The following is a 14,711-nucleotide window of genomic DNA, read 5'->3' as shown; positions in this document are numbered from 1 at the left end:
AAAGAACGCCCATTTAGACCCCTTTGCCGCTGCGTTGAGGCAGCCACGGCCTCTGCCTCCCGTACGGCCGCTCGCGTTGCCGCCTCAACCTCCCTCCAGCGCGCGTAGCCCACTTTCAAACTGCCTAACCTGTGACCGCATCCCTTTCACGATGCGCTCCCAGGTCTTTCCGGGAAACGCCGTCGGAAGCCGCGCCTCGACTCGCCCAATCGCCGCCTGCACCTCGCCGACCATGGCAGTCATCGCCTCCCAAACCGAGGGCCCACCATTCTTCATTGCCAGCCAATGCCAGTGCCTGGCCTGGATCGTATGAAGTGCGTAGTGCGCATTTTTCGCGCGCAGCGCCATCGCGAGCCCCGCGCTGCGCCATCGGAACTGGTTGGCTCCGTCCCCGACGTAAGGCCAGACCGAGATGACGTCGTAGAGCGGCGTCATCGCATAAACATCGCCCTGCGCAAGAAAGATCGAGTAGTTCTTCGCATGCCCATCGGTCGCAGCCAGCAGCCAGAACGCCAGTTGGGTCAATTGAAACGCCGTCCGATCCACCTGCGCATCGGAACTGCCGTCCAACAATTTCAGGCAGGCTTCCATGCCGGGCCCACCATCCTTCTCGTATTTCTTATCCGGCGGATACCCCAACGCCTGGCAGAAGTCCTCCTGGGGCAGGCGCGCGATCCACGAGCCGCCGTCCATCCAGGCACGGTCGAAGCGCTCGACAATCAGCACCTTCCGCCCGTCGAACTCCGCCATGTCGCAGTTGGCGACCGGCAGGCCCAGCTCGCGGATCAGCTGCGCGCAGAGCCATTCGTTCTCGACGGAATCGGACAGGTCGACGCGCCGCGATCCGCCGACCAGCCCCAGCGGCAGCTTGAAGATATGCGTGGTCGGCGTCGCACCATGCGGCCGGCACCATCGCTTGCCGACCCGAGTCAGCGCCGTTTTCTCCTGCGCACCTGCAAGCGAGATCCGGAACAGGTCTTCATCGTCCGCGGCCTGGCCCAATGGGGTGTCCGAGGGCACGGCGTCCAGCAGCCTGCGCACCCCCGCGTCGCTCAACGACTCGCAGTCGATGCGATCCCAGCCCTGCGGCGCCATGCCTTCAGGGAGCAACTGCACGGCGCCGACGCAGTCGCGGCCGATCGCCTCGAGCAGGGTGAAGGCCTCGGCATTGCGGGTCCTGAAGCGGCGGCTCAGGCGCTCGCGAATCTTCTGGTTGTCCGGCAGCAGGTTGTCGAAGTAGTTGGTGACCACCTGCCCTCGGGTCTCGCGCGCACCCGTGATGGGGAGGGACAGCGACAGCGGACGGCGCTTCTCGGACTGCAGCCATTCGCTCGCGTAGGTCAGGCTGCTGGTGCCGCGCTCGACTTTCCAGTGGCCAACAAGCTCCCCGTTCATCCAGATGCCAAGGGCGGCGCTCACCAGGAGCCCTTCTTCGGCGGGATGATGAGGGCCCGGGGCGGTGTACGGGTCGACCCTCGCTTTGCCGTTGGTTTTGTTAGGGCCTTGGCGTCGGGTTCACGGGCTGTCACGACTGAAGACGCGGCGCCCTCCCCGAGCTCACGCAGGACCAGGGTGGCACCGAGGGCCGACAGGATCTGGACCAGCTGATCGACGCTGACCAAGCCCGGCTTGGCCTCGATCTCTGCGATACGCGCCTGGCCAAGGCCCAGCCGCTGCCCGAGCTGGGCTTGGGTCAGCCCGCGCTCCTTGCGCAGGGCACGAAGATGCGCTCTCAGCTGGTCTGCGAGTCGGATTGCGTAGTCCATCGGCGGTTGGTGCATTTATCGGCCAAAGCCAGTAACTGCATTTTATCGCCTAAAGGCGATATGTGCAAGATACTGGCTTCGGGCGATAAAGCTCGCCTCAACGCCCTCTCAAGCCGCGCACTGCCGCGCCGCCTCCAATATCTCCTCCGCCGCCGGCATCTTCCCAATCCCCGCCAGCCCCTCCGTCGCGCACTCCACGTACGCCCAGCGCACAACCCCCGTGCGGTCGATCATGAACAGCCCCTTCAGCTGCGGCCACTGCTTCTCGACGTCGACCTGGTCGGCCGGCGTGTACTGGTAGCCATCCATCTCCTGCAGCACCTTGCCCGCCTGCGAGACCGGCAGCGGCTCGGGCAGGTCGCCGTAGGGGTTGACGCGCACCGTGTCCAACGCTTCGATAAAGGCCGGCGTGGGCTCCGGCTTGGGGAGTCCATAGGCGCGATGCGTGGAGAGATCGGGGTCGGCGGCCAGAGGCACTTTCGTGGGCCTGAACTTGAAGTACAGCCGCGCGTTCTCCGGCGCCGTGGCGACCACCGCCAGGCTCTCGACGCCCATGCCCTTGAGCCGCTCCTCGAAGGTGCCGAGCTGCGCCAGCTGCCGGCGGCAGAAGGGGCACCACAGGCCGAGCATCAGGGACAGGAAGAGCGGGCTGCGGCCGCGATAGTCGTCGAGCGTGACGATGCCGGAGCCGGCAATCGACGGGAGCGCGAAGCCCGGTGCGACTTCACCGGGGGCGACGGGGTGCATTGTCATGGCCATGATGAACGACTCCCTTCTGCAAATTCAGCAAAGGAACGGAAGCACGACCAGCGCATCGGGGTCCAGCCCCGCACGCTGGCAGGTGTCCTGGGCAAGCGCCATGTAGCGCTCCGCCTGCACGCCATCATCGGCATCGAGGTACAGGGTTGCAAGCCCTTCATAGCAAGGAAAGAGTAACTGCGGCTCGGCGCTCTTCTCGGCCAGGGCCAGCGCCTCCTGGTAATGCTGCATCGCACGCGCCGCCTCGCCGTGGCACTGGTAGATCTGCGCCAGCACGACCAGCGACACGGCCAGGTGGTCCAGCTGGCCGGTGCTGCGGTCGATCTCGATGGCGGCATGGGCGGCGCCGACGCCGCGCTCGTCGCAGCGGTTGGTGAGGGTGCAGTAGGCCACCGCCAGGTTGGCCGACAGGCGCGACTGCAGGCCCAGGTCGCCGATGCGGCGCGCGGTCTCCAAGCCGCGCTCGCAGGCCTCGATGGCGCGCTGCGGGTGGCTGGAGCTGTAGAGCACGCCCAGGTTGCACAGCGCCCGGCATTCGGCCTGCGGCAGGTCGGCCTGGCTGGCCACCGCCACGCTGCGCTCGAGCTGGGCAACGGCCTCGTCCAGGCGGTTCAGCCGGGCCAGCGCCACGCCCTGGGTATTGAGGGCGAGCGCGGCGGCGGCGCGGGCGTTGCGGCGCTCCTCCTCGTCCGCGCCCTCGCGGCCCTCGAGCGCCTCCAGGTGGGCGAGCGCGCGCTGGGTCCAGTTCAGCGCGCCGTGGTTGTCGGCGTTGCGAAAGCGCAGTTCGCCCATGCGCTGGTAGAGCCAGGCGCGCTCGATGTGCGGCGCCTCGCCGTCGACCAGCGCCAGCCCCGTGGTGAGGCACTCCTGGGCCTCGACGCGGTCGCCGGCCTCCCAGCGCAGGGCGGAGATCTTGCCGAGCAGGCGGGCCTCGGAGACCCGGTCGCCGTCGGCCGAGCGGCCTTCGCGGGCGGCGGACAGCTGCTGCGTGGCCTCGGCGAGGCGGCCCGCGGGGGCAAGCACGTCGGCCAGGCGCTCTCGCACGGCCAGGCGCTGTTCCTCGTTGCCCTTGCTGGCGGCCAGGATCTCCAGCGCCTGCATGTAGTCGCGGATCGCGTCGTCATTGGCGTAGGTGCCGCGCGCCCAGTCGCCGGCGGCGACCAGATAGCGCGCGCCGCGCACCTTGTCCACGCTCAGCCGGAAGTGATGGCCCAGGGCCTGCAGTTCCTCCAGCCGCCGGGGCTCGCCACCGCACTGCTTCTCCAGCGCCTCGCCGATGCGGGTGTGCAGCTCGGTGCGGCGGCGCAGCAGGAGGCTCTGGTAGGCGACCTCCTGGAGCAAGCCCTGGCGAAAGCGGAACTCGCGGCCGTCCTCCGCGGGCATGGCGGCCAGCATGCCGGCGTCGAGCAGGCTGTCCAGCCCCTGCGCCACCGATTCCGGCGCGCTCGCCACGCCGCGCAGCAGGGCCTCGTCGAACTCGGGGCCGATCACCGCGGCCTCGCGCAGCACGGCGCGGACGGGCGGGGGCAGCCGGTCGATGCGGCCGAGCAGCAAGCCGTGAACGGTCTGCGGCACCTGGACGGCGCTCACGCTGGGGTTGTAGACCCATCGCTCCCCCCGGCGCATCAGGAGCCCGTCGGCAATGAGCCCACGGGCCATCTCCTCGAGGAACAACGGGTTGCCGCCGGCATGCTCGACGATGCGCTGCCGCAAGGCCCCGGGCAGGGCGCGCGGGCCGAACAGGCCATCGAGCAGGGCATCGCTGGAGCGCGCCGACAGCGGCTCGAGGCGCAGCACGGTCTGCGCGCCCGCGGCCTCGGCCCAGGCCTCCAGGGCCGGCGTCGGCCGCTGCGTCGCCATCAGCATGAAAGGCCGGTCGCGCAGCCGCTCCACCAAAAAGCGCAGCAGCTCCAGCGAGGCGGCATCGGTCCAGTGCAGGTCCTCCACGATCATGATCACGGGGTTCTGCTGCAGGCGGCGCTCGACCACGGCGTGAACGGCGAAGAAGATCTGCTGCTTGAGCCGCTCCGGGTCGAGGTAGCGGGTGTGCGCCTCCTCACCCTCCAGGCCCAGCACATGGCCCAGGCAGGCCGCGAGCGCCTGCATCTCGGCTTCCTGCACGCCCAGGCCGACGAGCGCCGCGGCGACCTTCTGCCGCGCCGTGTCGTCCGGGTCGCGCGTGTCCAGGCCCCAGGCGTCGCGCAGCAGCGCCGCCGGCACGCCGTAGGCGCGCTCGCCGAGCGGGGAGCAGGCGGCGCGGCGCAGGGCCACGTCCTCCAGCCGGCCCTGGACCCGAAGGTGCTCCAGGAATTCGGTGAGCAGCCGGGTCTTGCCGCTGCCCGCCTCGGCAACGATGCGCAGCAGCTGGCCCTGGCCGGCGCGCATCTGCTCGAAGGCCTGCTGCAGCGCCTCCAGTTCCTTTTCGCGGCCGACCAGCGCGCTGGTCAGGCCGTGCGCCTGCAGGCCGCGCGTCGACTGGGGGGCGTTCAGTGCCGCTTCCAGCCGGTAGGCCGACATCGGCTGGGCCATGCCCTTGAGCGCGAGTTCGCCCATGGGTTCGAAGCAGAAGGCATGCTGCGTGTGCAGCCAGGTCGCGTGGCTGACCACGGTTTGTCCGGCGCCCGCCGCGCTCTGGAGGCGAGAGGCGGCGTTCACCGTGTCGCCGGTGACGGCATAGGCGGCATCGCCCTCCGAGCCGAGATGGCCCGCGACCACGGGGCCGGTGTGGATGCCGATATGCAGGGACAGCGGCCGGCCGGTGCGCGCCTGCCAGCGCTCGCCGAGCTCGCCGACCCGGCGGTGCAGCAGCAGGGCGGCGCGCAGCGCGCGCTCCGGATCTTCCTCATGGGCCACGGGGGCGCCGAAGACGGCCATCACGGCGTCGCCGACGAATTTCTCGACGAAGCCGTCGAAGCGGCGGATGGTGGCGGCCATCTGCTCGAAGAGCTCGGTCTGCAGCGTGCGCAGGTCCTCGGCGTCCAGCGTCTCGGACAGCGCCGTAAAGCCCGACAGGTCCGCGAACATCACGGTGACCATGCGGCGGTCGGACTCGGGCTCGGGGGCGGGGGGCGGGGCGGCCGCGAGCCGCGTTCCGCACTTCGGGCAGAAGGCGAAGTCGCGGTCGACGTCGAATCCACAGGCGGGACAAGCCATGGCGCGGCCATGGTACTGCGACGGGCCGCCGCGCGCAGGGGGGCCTTGCCCTCCCCTCCTTCAGGGACCCCTTCCCGAAGGATCAGAGAAGTTCCTCGTCGATGAGGCTGGACAGCAGCGCCAGGCGCAGCTGGGTGGACCAGCGGGAATTCGGTTCCTGGGCCAGCACGACCGGTGCGTCACCGCCCTGCGCCACCCATTGCAGGTTCTTCGAGCCGCCGGCGCTGCGCACCTGGTAGCTGCGGGGCTGACGCTCGCCGCGCAGCAGGCTGGCCAGCTGGCCGGCGAGCTCGGGGCTGTCGACGATCAGGCCCATCTCGGTGTTGAGGTGGGCGGAGCGGCGGTCCATGTTGAGGGAACCGATGTAGAAGCGGCGACCGTCGACCACGGCGAGCTTGGCATGCAGCCGGCCCAGCGAGCCATGCACCTCGCCGGCGACGGCGCGGGCTGGCACGGCGCCGGGCATCAGCTCGTACAGGGAGACGCCCATGTCCAGGAGGGCGGTGCGATAGCGCGCATAACCGGCATGCACCAGAGGCTCGTCGGTGGTGGCGAGCGAGTTGGTCATGACGGAGACGCGCACCTGGCTGTCGGTGGCCTGCTTGAGGATCTCCATCGTGCGGCGGCCGGGAACGAAGTAAGGCGAGGCCACCAGCACTTCCGAGCGCGCCGACTGCAGCAGCTCGAGTTTGCCGTTCATGACCGCGCCGTCGGCCATCGGGGCCTTGACGGGCGCATCGGCGAGCACGCGGACGGCGGCCAGGTGCAGCTGGAGGCGGCCGGTAGCGAGCTGGGCGCCGACGCTGGTCTGCCCGAGCAGGTCGCGCGAAGCCAGTGGGCGCTCGGCGGCACCGGCCCGCTGTGCGGCCTGGTCGAACGCGCGGCGGGCGGCTTCGGGGGTCAGGGCGGCGTCGACCAGGCTCTGGATCGGGTAGGCCTGCTCGCTGTTCCAGTAGCCGTCGAACACCGTAGACAGGGCCTGCACGGCGGCGCCGGCGGCCAGGATGTCCATGTCGATGAAGTTGTCCGGGCCGCTGCGGTCGAAGTACTCGTCGGCGATGTTGCGGCCGCCGGTGACGGCGAAGGCGTTGTCGGCCACGAAGAGCTTGTTGTGCATGCGGCGGTTGATGCGCGAGAACTCGTGCAGCGAGAAGACCACGCGGGAGGCGACGCCGCCGTTGCGCACCGGCAGCGGGTTGAACATGCGCAGCTCGACGTTGGGGCGGGCGGCCAGGCCGGCCAGCAGCGTGTCCTGGCCGATGGCGTGCAGGTCGTCCACCAGCAGGCGCACGCGAACGCCGCGGCCGGCTGCTTCGGCCAGGGTGCGCAGGAACTGCAGTCCGGAAGCGTCGTCGGCGATCTGGTAGTACTGGGCGTCGATGCTCTTCTGGGCGGCGCGGGCCAGGGCGATGCGGGCTTCGAAAGCCTGCTCGCCGGCCGGCAGCAGGCGCAGGCCCGACAGCGCCTCGTCGCGCTCCGGCATGGAGGCGGCGGCGACGGTGGCAAGGCGGGTGTCGGTCACGTCGGTGCGGGCCTGGGAGGGGGTGCGCTGCACCGCGCTCGGCAGGCCGGCGCAGCCCGCCAGCACCGCGCTCACGGCCAGCACGAAGGCCACCATCGCCAGCCGCAGGCTGATCCAGGGGGCGATCAGGAGAGGGCTGCGGGCGAAAGAGGCGGTCATTGCGGGCTCCATCGGACTTGTTCGGCCGGTGAAAACGATGCGCACCGGCCATGTCGCAAATCTAGGGAAAGAGCCCCTTCGTCACGAGTGCGCAGTGCGCAGCGCGGATGTGAACTGCGTCACACTGCCGCTGGGGACGCCGAAATCGGTCGCCGCGAGGGCGACATCCAGCTTCCCCCATGTGCACAGGAGCGCCCCGATGCCCGCCGACGCCGAAGACCGCCTGCCGCAGCACCTGCTCGACGCGATCGCGCCGCGGGGCATGACGCGCACCTTTCCCGCGAACGCCATCCTGATCAACGAGGGCGACACCACCGATTCGCTCTACATCCTGCTGAGCGGCCGGGTGAAGATCTATGCCAGCTCGGACGACGGCCGCGAGCTGGTGCTGGCCGAGCACGGCCCGGGCGAGTATTTCGGGGAGCTCTCGATCGACGGCGAGAAGCGCTCGGCCTCGATCAAGGCGATGGAGACCTGCAGCTGCCGGGTGGTGCAGGGCTCGGAGCTGCGCCAGTTCCTGGCCGACCACCCCGACTTCGCGATGCACCTGACCCGCAAGCTGATCCGCATGGTGCGGCGCCTGACCGAGCAGGTGCGCAGCCTGGCGCTGCAGGACGTCTACGGCCGCATGGTGCGGGTGCTGACGGAGCTGTCGGAGCCGGTGGGCGAGGAGCGCCTGCTGCGCCACAAGCTGACGCAGCAGGACATCGCCGACCGCGTCGGCTCCTCGCGCGAAATGGTGAACCGGGTGATGAAGGAGCTCACGGCCGGCGGCTATGTCGGGCAGCGGGACGGGCGGCTGGTGATCTTGAAGAAGCTGCCGGCTGCGTGGTAAACGGCGCTGGCCTGGTTGCCAGTTATGGCTAGCAAATTTGCGTCGCAGTGCGTAGTTTGTAAGTCAAAACTGGCAGTTGCAGCTGGCATCCAAATCAGGCGGCTGCAAGTTATAGCTTGCAAATCACGCCACCGTACGGATAATTGTCAGCCATGACTGACACTCTCCGCTTGCCGGATGAACTTGGCCGCACCCTTCGCGAACGGCGGGAGGCCCTTGGAATGAGCAAGTCCGAGCTCGCGGCCAGGGCCGGCAAGGTTCGCGAGGTCATCTACCGCCTGGAGGCTGGCGAAGACTCCACCGTCTCGTCCCTGATGGCCATCCTGGGTGCTCTGGGCCTGGGCATGCGCCTGGAGGGCGTCGGCCTGCCCTCGGCCGAGGAAGTCGCGCGCCGCTTCCAGGAAGAAGACGATGCTTCCTGAAAAGATCCGCGCCCTCGCGGTCTCCATCGGCGACGCGGACGCTGCGGGCCAGCTGCTCAAGACGTCGACCTACGAATTCCGCTACCTCGACCCGGACCCCGATCAGCCGCCCGTGGCCTTGCTCATGCCGCCCAAGGAGAGACTCACCTGGCAGGACGGCGACCTGTTCCCGCCTATGGACCAGAACTTGCCCGAGGGCGACCTGTTCATGAAGATCCGGGAGCTGTTCCCCAAGCAGCCGATGACGCCCATGCATCTGCTGGCACTGATCGGCCGCAACGGGATCGGCCGGCTGGGGTACAGCCTTCCGGAGCATCCGCCGGCGGCAGCACCGCCGCCCTTGAGCAAGGATGAACTGCTCAAGACCCGATACACGCCGGAGGTCTTCAACGAACTGGTGGCCGCCTACCTGAGCACGGGCGCCGGGATTGCGGGCATGCAGCCCAAGATCATGGTGCCGGACCGCCCGACGATTCCCGTCCCCTCGCTCATCGTGAAGGCCGCCAGCGCGGCCTACCCGAGCCTGGCGGCCAACGAGTACCTGTGCCTGAGCGCTGCAAGGAGCGCCGGCATCGAAGTGCCTTCGTTCGCCCTCTCCGACGATGGGCAGATGCTGATCCTGGACCGCTTCGACCTGGTGCAGCGCGACGATGGCCGCATCGAGCGGCTGGGCTTCGAGGACGTCGCAGCCCTGGCAGGCCTGCGCGTGCGCGAGATCCTGTCGGACCGGAAGTACCAGGGCAGCTACCAGCGCATCGCCGAGCTGCTGCGGCAACTGCGGCTGCACAGCGACAACCTGCACCGCTTCTTCCAGCAGGTGGCCTTCTCCGTCATGGTGCGCAACGGCGATGCACACCTGAAGAACTTCGGCGTGCTGTACCGCTCCTCCGCGGATGTGTGGCTCGCGCCGATGTTCGACGTGGTGACGACCTCGGTCTACAGGTACACGCAGTACCCGGGTGGTCCCGAGCTCGAGGACCGTACGCTGGCGCTCAAGCTTTTCGCGGGCAGGCATCGGAACAAGGCCTACCCCAGCACCGAGGAACTCCATGACTTCGGTCGCCGCATTTGCGGGGTGAGCCAGCCTGGCCGTGTGCTCGAAGCCATTGCAGAGGCCATGCACCAGACGCTGGAAGACGCCAAAGGCGATGCGCGGGTGCCGGCTGGTTTTCTCGCGAAGATCAGGCAAGCGTGGGCTGACGGCATGCTGCATGCCCGTCGAGCCCCCGCCGCCCCGTAGTCAAAGTCAGGCCGTCTCGGCCAGCGCGTCGCCCAGCGCACTGACCAGCCGCTCGATGTCGGCCTTCTCCGCGATGAAAGGCGGCGCCAGCTGGATCGTGTCGCCGCCATAGCGCACGTAGAAGCCCTTCTTCCAGCAGGCCATGGCCACCTCGTAGGGCCGGCGCGCCGGCTCGCCGGGCAGCGGTGCGAGCGTCAAGCCCGCGGCCAGGCCATAGTTGCGGATGTCGGCCACATGTTTGCTGCCCTTGAGGCTGTGCACCGCGGCTTCGAAGTGCGGCGCCAGCGCCTGCACGCGGCCGACCATGTCTTCCTTCACCAGCACGTCCAGCGCCGCAACGCCGGCGGCGCAGGCCACCGGATGGGCCGAGTAGGTGTAGCCGTGCGGGAACTCGAGCATGTAGTCGGGCCCGCCGGCCGCCATGAAGGTGTCGTAGATCTCCCGGCTCGCGATCACCGCGCCCAGCGGCTGGGTGCCGTTGGTGACCTGCTTGGCCACGTTCATGATGTCCGGCGTCACGCCGAAGGCGTCGGCCCCGGTCATGGCGGCGGCGCGGCCGAAGCCGGTGATGACCTCGTCGAAGATCAGCAGGATGTTGTTGGCGGTGCAGATCTCGCGCAGGCGCTTCAGGTAGCCCTGGGGCGGGATCACCACGCCGGCGGAGCCCGAGAAGGGCTCGACGATGACGGCCGCGATGTTGCTCGCGTCGTGCAGCGCGATCAGGTCCAGCAGGCGGTCGGCCAGCTCGGCGCCTTGCGCCGGCTCGCCGCGCGAGAAGGCATTGGCCGCCAATTGGGTGTGCGGCAGGTGATCTGCCTCCACCGCCTGGCCGAAGGTCTTGCGGTTGGCGACCATGCCGCCCACCGAGATGCCGCCGAAGTTGACGCCGTGGTAGCCCTTCTCGCGGCCGATCAGGCGGGTCTTGCCGCCCTGGCCCTTGGCGCGCCAGTAGGCGCGCGCCATCTTGAGCGAGGTGTCGGCGGCCTCGGAGCCGGAGCCGGTGAAGAACACGTAGTCCAGGCCCTCGGGCGTGAGCTCGCGCAGCCGGTTGGCGAGCTCGAAGGACAGCGGATGGCCGAACTGGAAGGCCGGCGAATAGTCCAGCTTCGCGATCTGGCGGCTCACCGCCTCGGTGATCTCGGGCCGGCCGTGGCCCAGGCCCGAGCACCACAGGCCGGACAGGCCGTCGAAGATCTTGCGGCCGTCGCTGTCGGTGAAGTACAGGCCCTGGGCCTCGACGATCAGGCGCGGGTCGGCCTTGAACTGGCGGTTGGCGGTGAAGGGCATCCAGTGCGCATCCAGCCAGGCGGCGTCGGTGCGGACCGTGGGGAGATGGGCGGGCGTGTCGGCAGCGAGGGAGCTCATGGCAGGAGGGCGCTGGCGCGCCGGCGGGTTGGAGGTGGCATCGATTCTGAGGAGGCTCGATACTTCGGCCAATGACGGAGTATCCACGTTCACTTGCCAATCCATGAAAGTAAAGGCGCCCTCCTCTTCCGCCCCTTCCCGCCTGGGCCAGCTCGGCGAATCGGACCTGCGCATGCTCAAGGTCTTCAAGGCCGTGGCCGACTGCGGCGGCATGGCGGCGGCCGAGCTGGAGCTCAACGTCGGCACCTCCACCATCAGCCGGCAGATCAAGGACCTGGAGACGCGGCTGGGCCTCACCCTGTGCCGGCGCGGCCGCGCCGGCTTCGCGCTGACGGTCGAGGGGCAGCGCATCTACGAGGAGACGATGCGGCTGCTGAGCGCGGTCGACACCTTCCGCAGCGGCGTGGACGACATCCACCAGCGCATGGGCGGACAGCTGGAGATCGGGCTCTTCGACAAGACCGCGACCAACCCGAAGGCGCGCATCGGCGAGGCCATCGCCGGCTTCGTCGAGCGCGCGCCCGAGGTGGCGCTGCAGATCCAGATCGGCACCATCAACGCGATCGAGCGCCAGCTGATCGACGGCAGCCTGCACGTGGGCATCATCCCCGCGCACCGCAGCTCCGAGAGCCTGGCCTACGACCTGCTGTTCGACGAGACCATGCTGCTGTACTGCGGTGCCGGCCATCCGCTGTTCGAGGGCCGCAACACCGGGCTGGACTGGAAGGGCCTGCGCGCCCATCGCTTCGCCGGGCTGGGCTACCACTCGCCCAACATGGAGGCCAGCCACCGCGCCGGGCTCAAGCGCGCCGCCACCGGCCTGGACCAGGAGGCGATCGCGACGCTGATTCTCTCCGGGCGCTTCCTGGGCTTCCTGCCCGACCACTACGGGCGGGTTTTCGAGGACGGCGGGCGCATGCGGCCGGTGCGCAAGTCGATGTTCCGCTACGACTGCGGCTTCGTGTGCGTGATGCGGCGCTCGCCGGCGCCCTCGCGCGCGGCGCTGGCCTTCAGGGAGGCGCTGTTGCAGGCGCATGGCGTGGCTTGAGCGACGGCATGTTCGCCGCAGGAAGCGACGCCCGTGGAACAGTGCTTCCCCTCGATGCGCCGCTCGCTCAGTACCAGAACTTGGCGATCACGCTGATCCCCAGGTCCGCGTTGCGGTAGCTGCTGGTCTGCCTCCTGGTGACAGGATTGGTCGTGATCACTTCGTTGCGGAAGGCGTGGCCGGGAAAGAACCAGCCCGCCCTCAGGTCCAGCCCCAGCCGCCGGATGCCGAACAGGTTGCGAATGCCCACCACGATGTCCAGCGCGTCCCCGACCTGCTTGCTCGGCCGCGAGGCGTCCTGGTTCATCTCGGCGGTCAGCGCCGAGTTGCGCAGGGTGTCGGCGAGGTGGTTGAGCTTGTAGCGGTGATAGACGAGGTCGACCGAGACGTTCGGTGCCGGCCTGAAGCCCACCCCCAGCGTGAAGATCTGGAGGTTGCTCAGCTCCGGATCGAGCGCCTCGCCGTAGTACTTCAGCTTGGGGATGCCCGCCAGCCTGCCTTCGTTGGACTGCAGGCCGGTCTGCCTGAACTCGCGATTGCGCCTGTCGTTGGGATTCCCGTCGCCGCTGCCATAAGCGAAGCCCAGCGTGATGCTGGGCGCGTAGGGCAGGTGCGGAAAGCGGTAGGTCCCGCCGAGGTCGACGGCGTAGCCCCGGAATTGCTTCTTCGTCTCGTCCTTGCCGCGCAGCATCGCCAGCTCGCTCCAGAAGTTGAAGCGGTCGCTCGGGTTGCCGGAGGCGCGCAGGCCCAGGTGCAGCGGCTGCCCTTCCCTGCCCGCCTGGTCCTCCCGGTAGATGGTGTAGCCGCCCAGGCGCATGTCCTCGATGCCGCGGTAGGCGAGGTAGGCCATGTAGGTGTCGTTGCGGGTCTTCTGGGTCGGCCCCCACAGGTCCCCGTCGAACCGGTCCTTGCGCGAGTAGCTGAACTCGGCCTGGAATGCGCCTTCCTTGAAGCGCGCCAGCGCCGTGTCCAGCGAGGTGTCGTACAGCCAGTGCCGGTCGTCCTCGTAGTTGCGCCGTCCGAAGGTCAGGTCCACCGGCCCCACCTCCTTGAAGGTCACCCAGGCCTGGTCGATCGGCAGCATGAGGTAGCGGCGCGGCGCCAGCTGCGTCTGGCCGTTCGGCAGGATGACGATCTTTTCTTCCTGCGAGGCAAAGTCCTGCTGGAGCAGCATCTCCAGCATCATCTCCACCCGGTCGGTGGGCCGGTAGATGATGCTTCCGTTGATCTGCGGCGAGAGGATGAGGGAGTTGTCCTTCAGCCGCTTGTCCAGGTCCACATTGCGGCGGTAGGTGACGTCGGACTCGCTGCCGTAGGAGAACTGGTAGCTCAGGCGCGAGATGAACGGCCGCTCCGGGTAGCTCGAGTACACCGGATCGCCAGGGATGGCCGGCAACGTGGAGGTGGGTGGAGGCAGCTGGAACTGCGCCACCCGCAGGTCGGCATCGTCATGGCGGGGCGGCCTGTCGAGCGGCGGGGCGGCATCGGTGCTGCCGGCCGCGGGCGCGGCCGCGAGCACGGCTTCCGGGTCGACTTCGAGCGCCAGCGCATCCGGCGCCGCGGCGATCAAGGTGGAGCAGACGAGAGAATGCGTTGCGCTTCGACAGATGCGATTCAAGCCCTTGCCGTTCTTCATTGTTGCCATGCCTCCTGCCTCAATGCCGACGGATGATTGCGTAGCCGTGGTCCGAAGGCAATGAGGCAGAGCCCGCAGGCACGGCGCAGTCACTTGTTCTTGATGAATCCGTGGCGCACCAGCCGCAGGTCCTCGTCCCTGACCAGGCCGATGCCGGGGGCGTGGTACTTGTACTCGCTCGCCAGCAATTCGATGGCCGAGCCTTCCTTCACCTTCAGGCAGCCGGTGAAGGTGCCCGCCGGCGTCTTGCAGGTCTCGGTGAGGCTGACGACCTCGGCCCGGTCCATGGCCACGCCGGGCGCGATCTCCTGGTAGTACTTCATCCGCAGCTTCGGCGTTCCGGGCATGATCAGTCCGGCCCGGCTGCCGTTGACGCCCGCGTGCCAGCTGCCGTCGTGGCCGACCACCTTGCCCTTCTTGTAGAACTCCACGTCCTCGCCGAAATAGAAGACGTCCTTGGTCTGCTCGCAGATGGCGAAGTAGTTCCTGGAAACCTCGTAGAGCTCGCCCTTCTTCCACTCCCGCTCCTCGACCACGCGCGTCTTCGTTGCGCCGATGGTCTTGGTCTCGTCGAGGACGGTGATCTCCAGCTTGGTGCCGCCGCCTTCGAGCACGAGCTGGTAGCCCGGCTCCAGCACGAAGTAGGTGTTGCGGCCCTCGGTGAGCAGGCGGCAGTCCGCGATGCCGAACTCCTCCTGCCATGCCGAAGTGCCGGCCGCGTCCTGCTGCGCGGCGGCGGCGCCGCCGCAGCAGCACGCAGCGATCGCGGCGACGGCCAGCAGTTGGTGAAACTTCTTCGTCGTCAT

12 protein-coding genes are annotated in these 14,711 nt (G+C 68.7%); 4 read left to right on the top strand and 8 right to left on the bottom strand.

Annotation, left to right across the window (positions count from 1 at the left end; translation table 11 throughout):
• Positions 1 to 84: 84 nt before the first annotated feature.
• The 5 genes from AC3A6X_RS17775 to AC3A6X_RS17755 form a co-directional block, all read right to left on the bottom strand.
• Entirely contained in the window at positions 85 to 1,395 is a 1,311-nt protein-coding gene (locus tag AC3A6X_RS17775) for a type II toxin-antitoxin system HipA family toxin (protein WP_487843695.1), read from the bottom strand.
• Positions 1,396 to 1,415: 20 nt separating this feature from the next.
• Positions 1,416 to 1,766, bottom strand: a complete 351-nt coding sequence (locus tag AC3A6X_RS17770) for a helix-turn-helix domain-containing protein (RefSeq protein ID WP_487843428.1) — start codon at positions 1,764 to 1,766, stop codon at positions 1,416 to 1,418.
• A 108-nt stretch (positions 1,767 to 1,874) separates the two neighbouring features.
• The gene (locus tag AC3A6X_RS17765) at positions 1,875 to 2,525 is read right to left on the bottom strand and encodes a redoxin domain-containing protein (RefSeq protein ID WP_487843427.1); all 651 of its coding nucleotides are present in this window, start codon (positions 2,523 to 2,525) and stop codon (positions 1,875 to 1,877) included.
• A 24-nt stretch (positions 2,526 to 2,549) separates the two neighbouring features.
• Positions 2,550 to 5,678: an adenylate/guanylate cyclase domain-containing protein gene (locus AC3A6X_RS17760; RefSeq protein WP_487843426.1), complete on the bottom strand. Its 3,129-nt coding sequence runs from the start codon at positions 5,676 to 5,678 to the stop codon at positions 2,550 to 2,552.
• A gap of 82 nt (positions 5,679 to 5,760) precedes the next feature.
• Positions 5,761 to 7,359: a phospholipase D-like domain-containing protein gene (locus tag AC3A6X_RS17755; protein WP_487843425.1), complete on the bottom strand. Its 1,599-nt coding sequence runs from the start codon at positions 7,357 to 7,359 to the stop codon at positions 5,761 to 5,763.
• Positions 7,360 to 7,558: 199 nt separating this feature from the next.
• Between AC3A6X_RS17755 and AC3A6X_RS17750 the strand changes: the two genes are divergently transcribed.
• The 3 genes from AC3A6X_RS17750 to AC3A6X_RS17740 all read left to right on the top strand — a co-directional run bounded on the left by AC3A6X_RS17750 (position 7,559) and on the right by AC3A6X_RS17740 (position 9,856).
• Positions 7,559 to 8,194, top strand: a complete 636-nt coding sequence (locus tag AC3A6X_RS17750) for a Crp/Fnr family transcriptional regulator (RefSeq protein WP_487843424.1) — start codon at positions 7,559 to 7,561, stop codon at positions 8,192 to 8,194.
• A 152-nt stretch (positions 8,195 to 8,346) separates the two neighbouring features.
• Positions 8,347 to 8,616 carry a helix-turn-helix domain-containing protein gene (locus tag AC3A6X_RS17745; RefSeq protein WP_487843423.1) on the top strand — a complete coding sequence of 90 codons (270 nt, stop codon included), beginning with the start codon at positions 8,347 to 8,349 and terminating at the stop codon, positions 8,614 to 8,616.
• The gene (locus AC3A6X_RS17740; protein ID WP_487843422.1) at positions 8,606 to 9,856 is read left to right on the top strand and encodes a type II toxin-antitoxin system HipA family toxin; all 1,251 of its coding nucleotides are present in this window, start codon (positions 8,606 to 8,608) and stop codon (positions 9,854 to 9,856) included. Before AC3A6X_RS17745 ends, AC3A6X_RS17740 begins: the two co-directional genes overlap by 11 nt.
• A 6-nt stretch (positions 9,857 to 9,862) precedes the next feature.
• Here the strand turns inward: AC3A6X_RS17740 and aptA are convergent, their stop codons facing one another.
• Positions 9,863 to 11,221 (bottom strand): omega-aminotransferase AptA, encoded by a 1,359-nt coding sequence (aptA, locus tag AC3A6X_RS17735; protein WP_487843421.1) that lies wholly within the window; start codon positions 11,219 to 11,221, stop codon positions 9,863 to 9,865.
• Positions 11,222 to 11,324: 103 nt separating this feature from the next.
• On the opposite strand from aptA, the gene AC3A6X_RS17730 reads away from it, so the two are divergent.
• Positions 11,325 to 12,269 carry a LysR family transcriptional regulator gene (locus tag AC3A6X_RS17730; RefSeq protein WP_487843420.1) on the top strand — a complete coding sequence of 315 codons (945 nt, stop codon included), beginning with the start codon at positions 11,325 to 11,327 and terminating at the stop codon, positions 12,267 to 12,269.
• Positions 12,270 to 12,336: 67 nt separating this feature from the next.
• On the opposite strand, the gene AC3A6X_RS17725 is transcribed toward AC3A6X_RS17730, so the two are convergent.
• Positions 12,337 to 13,914, bottom strand: a complete 1,578-nt coding sequence (locus AC3A6X_RS17725; protein ID WP_487843419.1) for an alginate export family protein — start codon at positions 13,912 to 13,914, stop codon at positions 12,337 to 12,339.
• An 80-nt stretch (positions 13,915 to 13,994) separates the two neighbouring features.
• The gene (locus AC3A6X_RS17720; RefSeq protein ID WP_487843418.1) at positions 13,995 to 14,711 is read right to left on the bottom strand and encodes a hypothetical protein; all 717 of its coding nucleotides are present in this window, start codon (positions 14,709 to 14,711) and stop codon (positions 13,995 to 13,997) included.

It is taken from the genome of Variovorax sp. Soil_C_12 (assembly GCF_057657375.1).
This window is presented reverse-complemented; position numbering and strand designations above follow the sequence as displayed.

Bases quoted from the DNA above. Each gene is read 5' to 3' on its own strand.
- AC3A6X_RS17775 (WP_487843695.1), bottom strand. From the start codon at position 1,395: ATGAACGGGGAGCTTGTTGGCCACTGGAAAGTCGAGCGCGGCACCAGC.
- AC3A6X_RS17770 (WP_487843428.1), bottom strand. From the start codon at position 1,766: ATGGACTACGCAATCCGACTCGCAGACCAGCTGAGAGCGCATCTTCGT.
- AC3A6X_RS17765 (WP_487843427.1), bottom strand. From the start codon at position 2,525: ATGGCCATGACAATGCACCCCGTCGCCCCCGGTGAAGTCGCACCGGGC.
- AC3A6X_RS17760 (WP_487843426.1), bottom strand. From the start codon at position 5,678: ATGGCTTGTCCCGCCTGTGGATTCGACGTCGACCGCGACTTCGCCTTC.
- AC3A6X_RS17755 (WP_487843425.1), bottom strand. From the start codon at position 7,359: ATGACCGCCTCTTTCGCCCGCAGCCCTCTCCTGATCGCCCCCTGGATC.
- AC3A6X_RS17750 (WP_487843424.1), top strand. From the start codon at position 7,559: ATGCCCGCCGACGCCGAAGACCGCCTGCCGCAGCACCTGCTCGACGCG.
- AC3A6X_RS17745 (WP_487843423.1), top strand. From the start codon at position 8,347: ATGACTGACACTCTCCGCTTGCCGGATGAACTTGGCCGCACCCTTCGC.
- AC3A6X_RS17740 (WP_487843422.1), top strand. From the start codon at position 8,606: ATGCTTCCTGAAAAGATCCGCGCCCTCGCGGTCTCCATCGGCGACGCG.
- aptA (WP_487843421.1), bottom strand. From the start codon at position 11,221: ATGAGCTCCCTCGCTGCCGACACGCCCGCCCATCTCCCCACGGTCCGC.
- AC3A6X_RS17730 (WP_487843420.1), top strand. From the start codon at position 11,325: ATGAAAGTAAAGGCGCCCTCCTCTTCCGCCCCTTCCCGCCTGGGCCAG.
- AC3A6X_RS17725 (WP_487843419.1), bottom strand. From the start codon at position 13,914: ATGGCAACAATGAAGAACGGCAAGGGCTTGAATCGCATCTGTCGAAGC.
- AC3A6X_RS17720 (WP_487843418.1), bottom strand. From the start codon at position 14,711: ATGACGACGAAGAAGTTTCACCAACTGCTGGCCGTCGCCGCGATCGCT.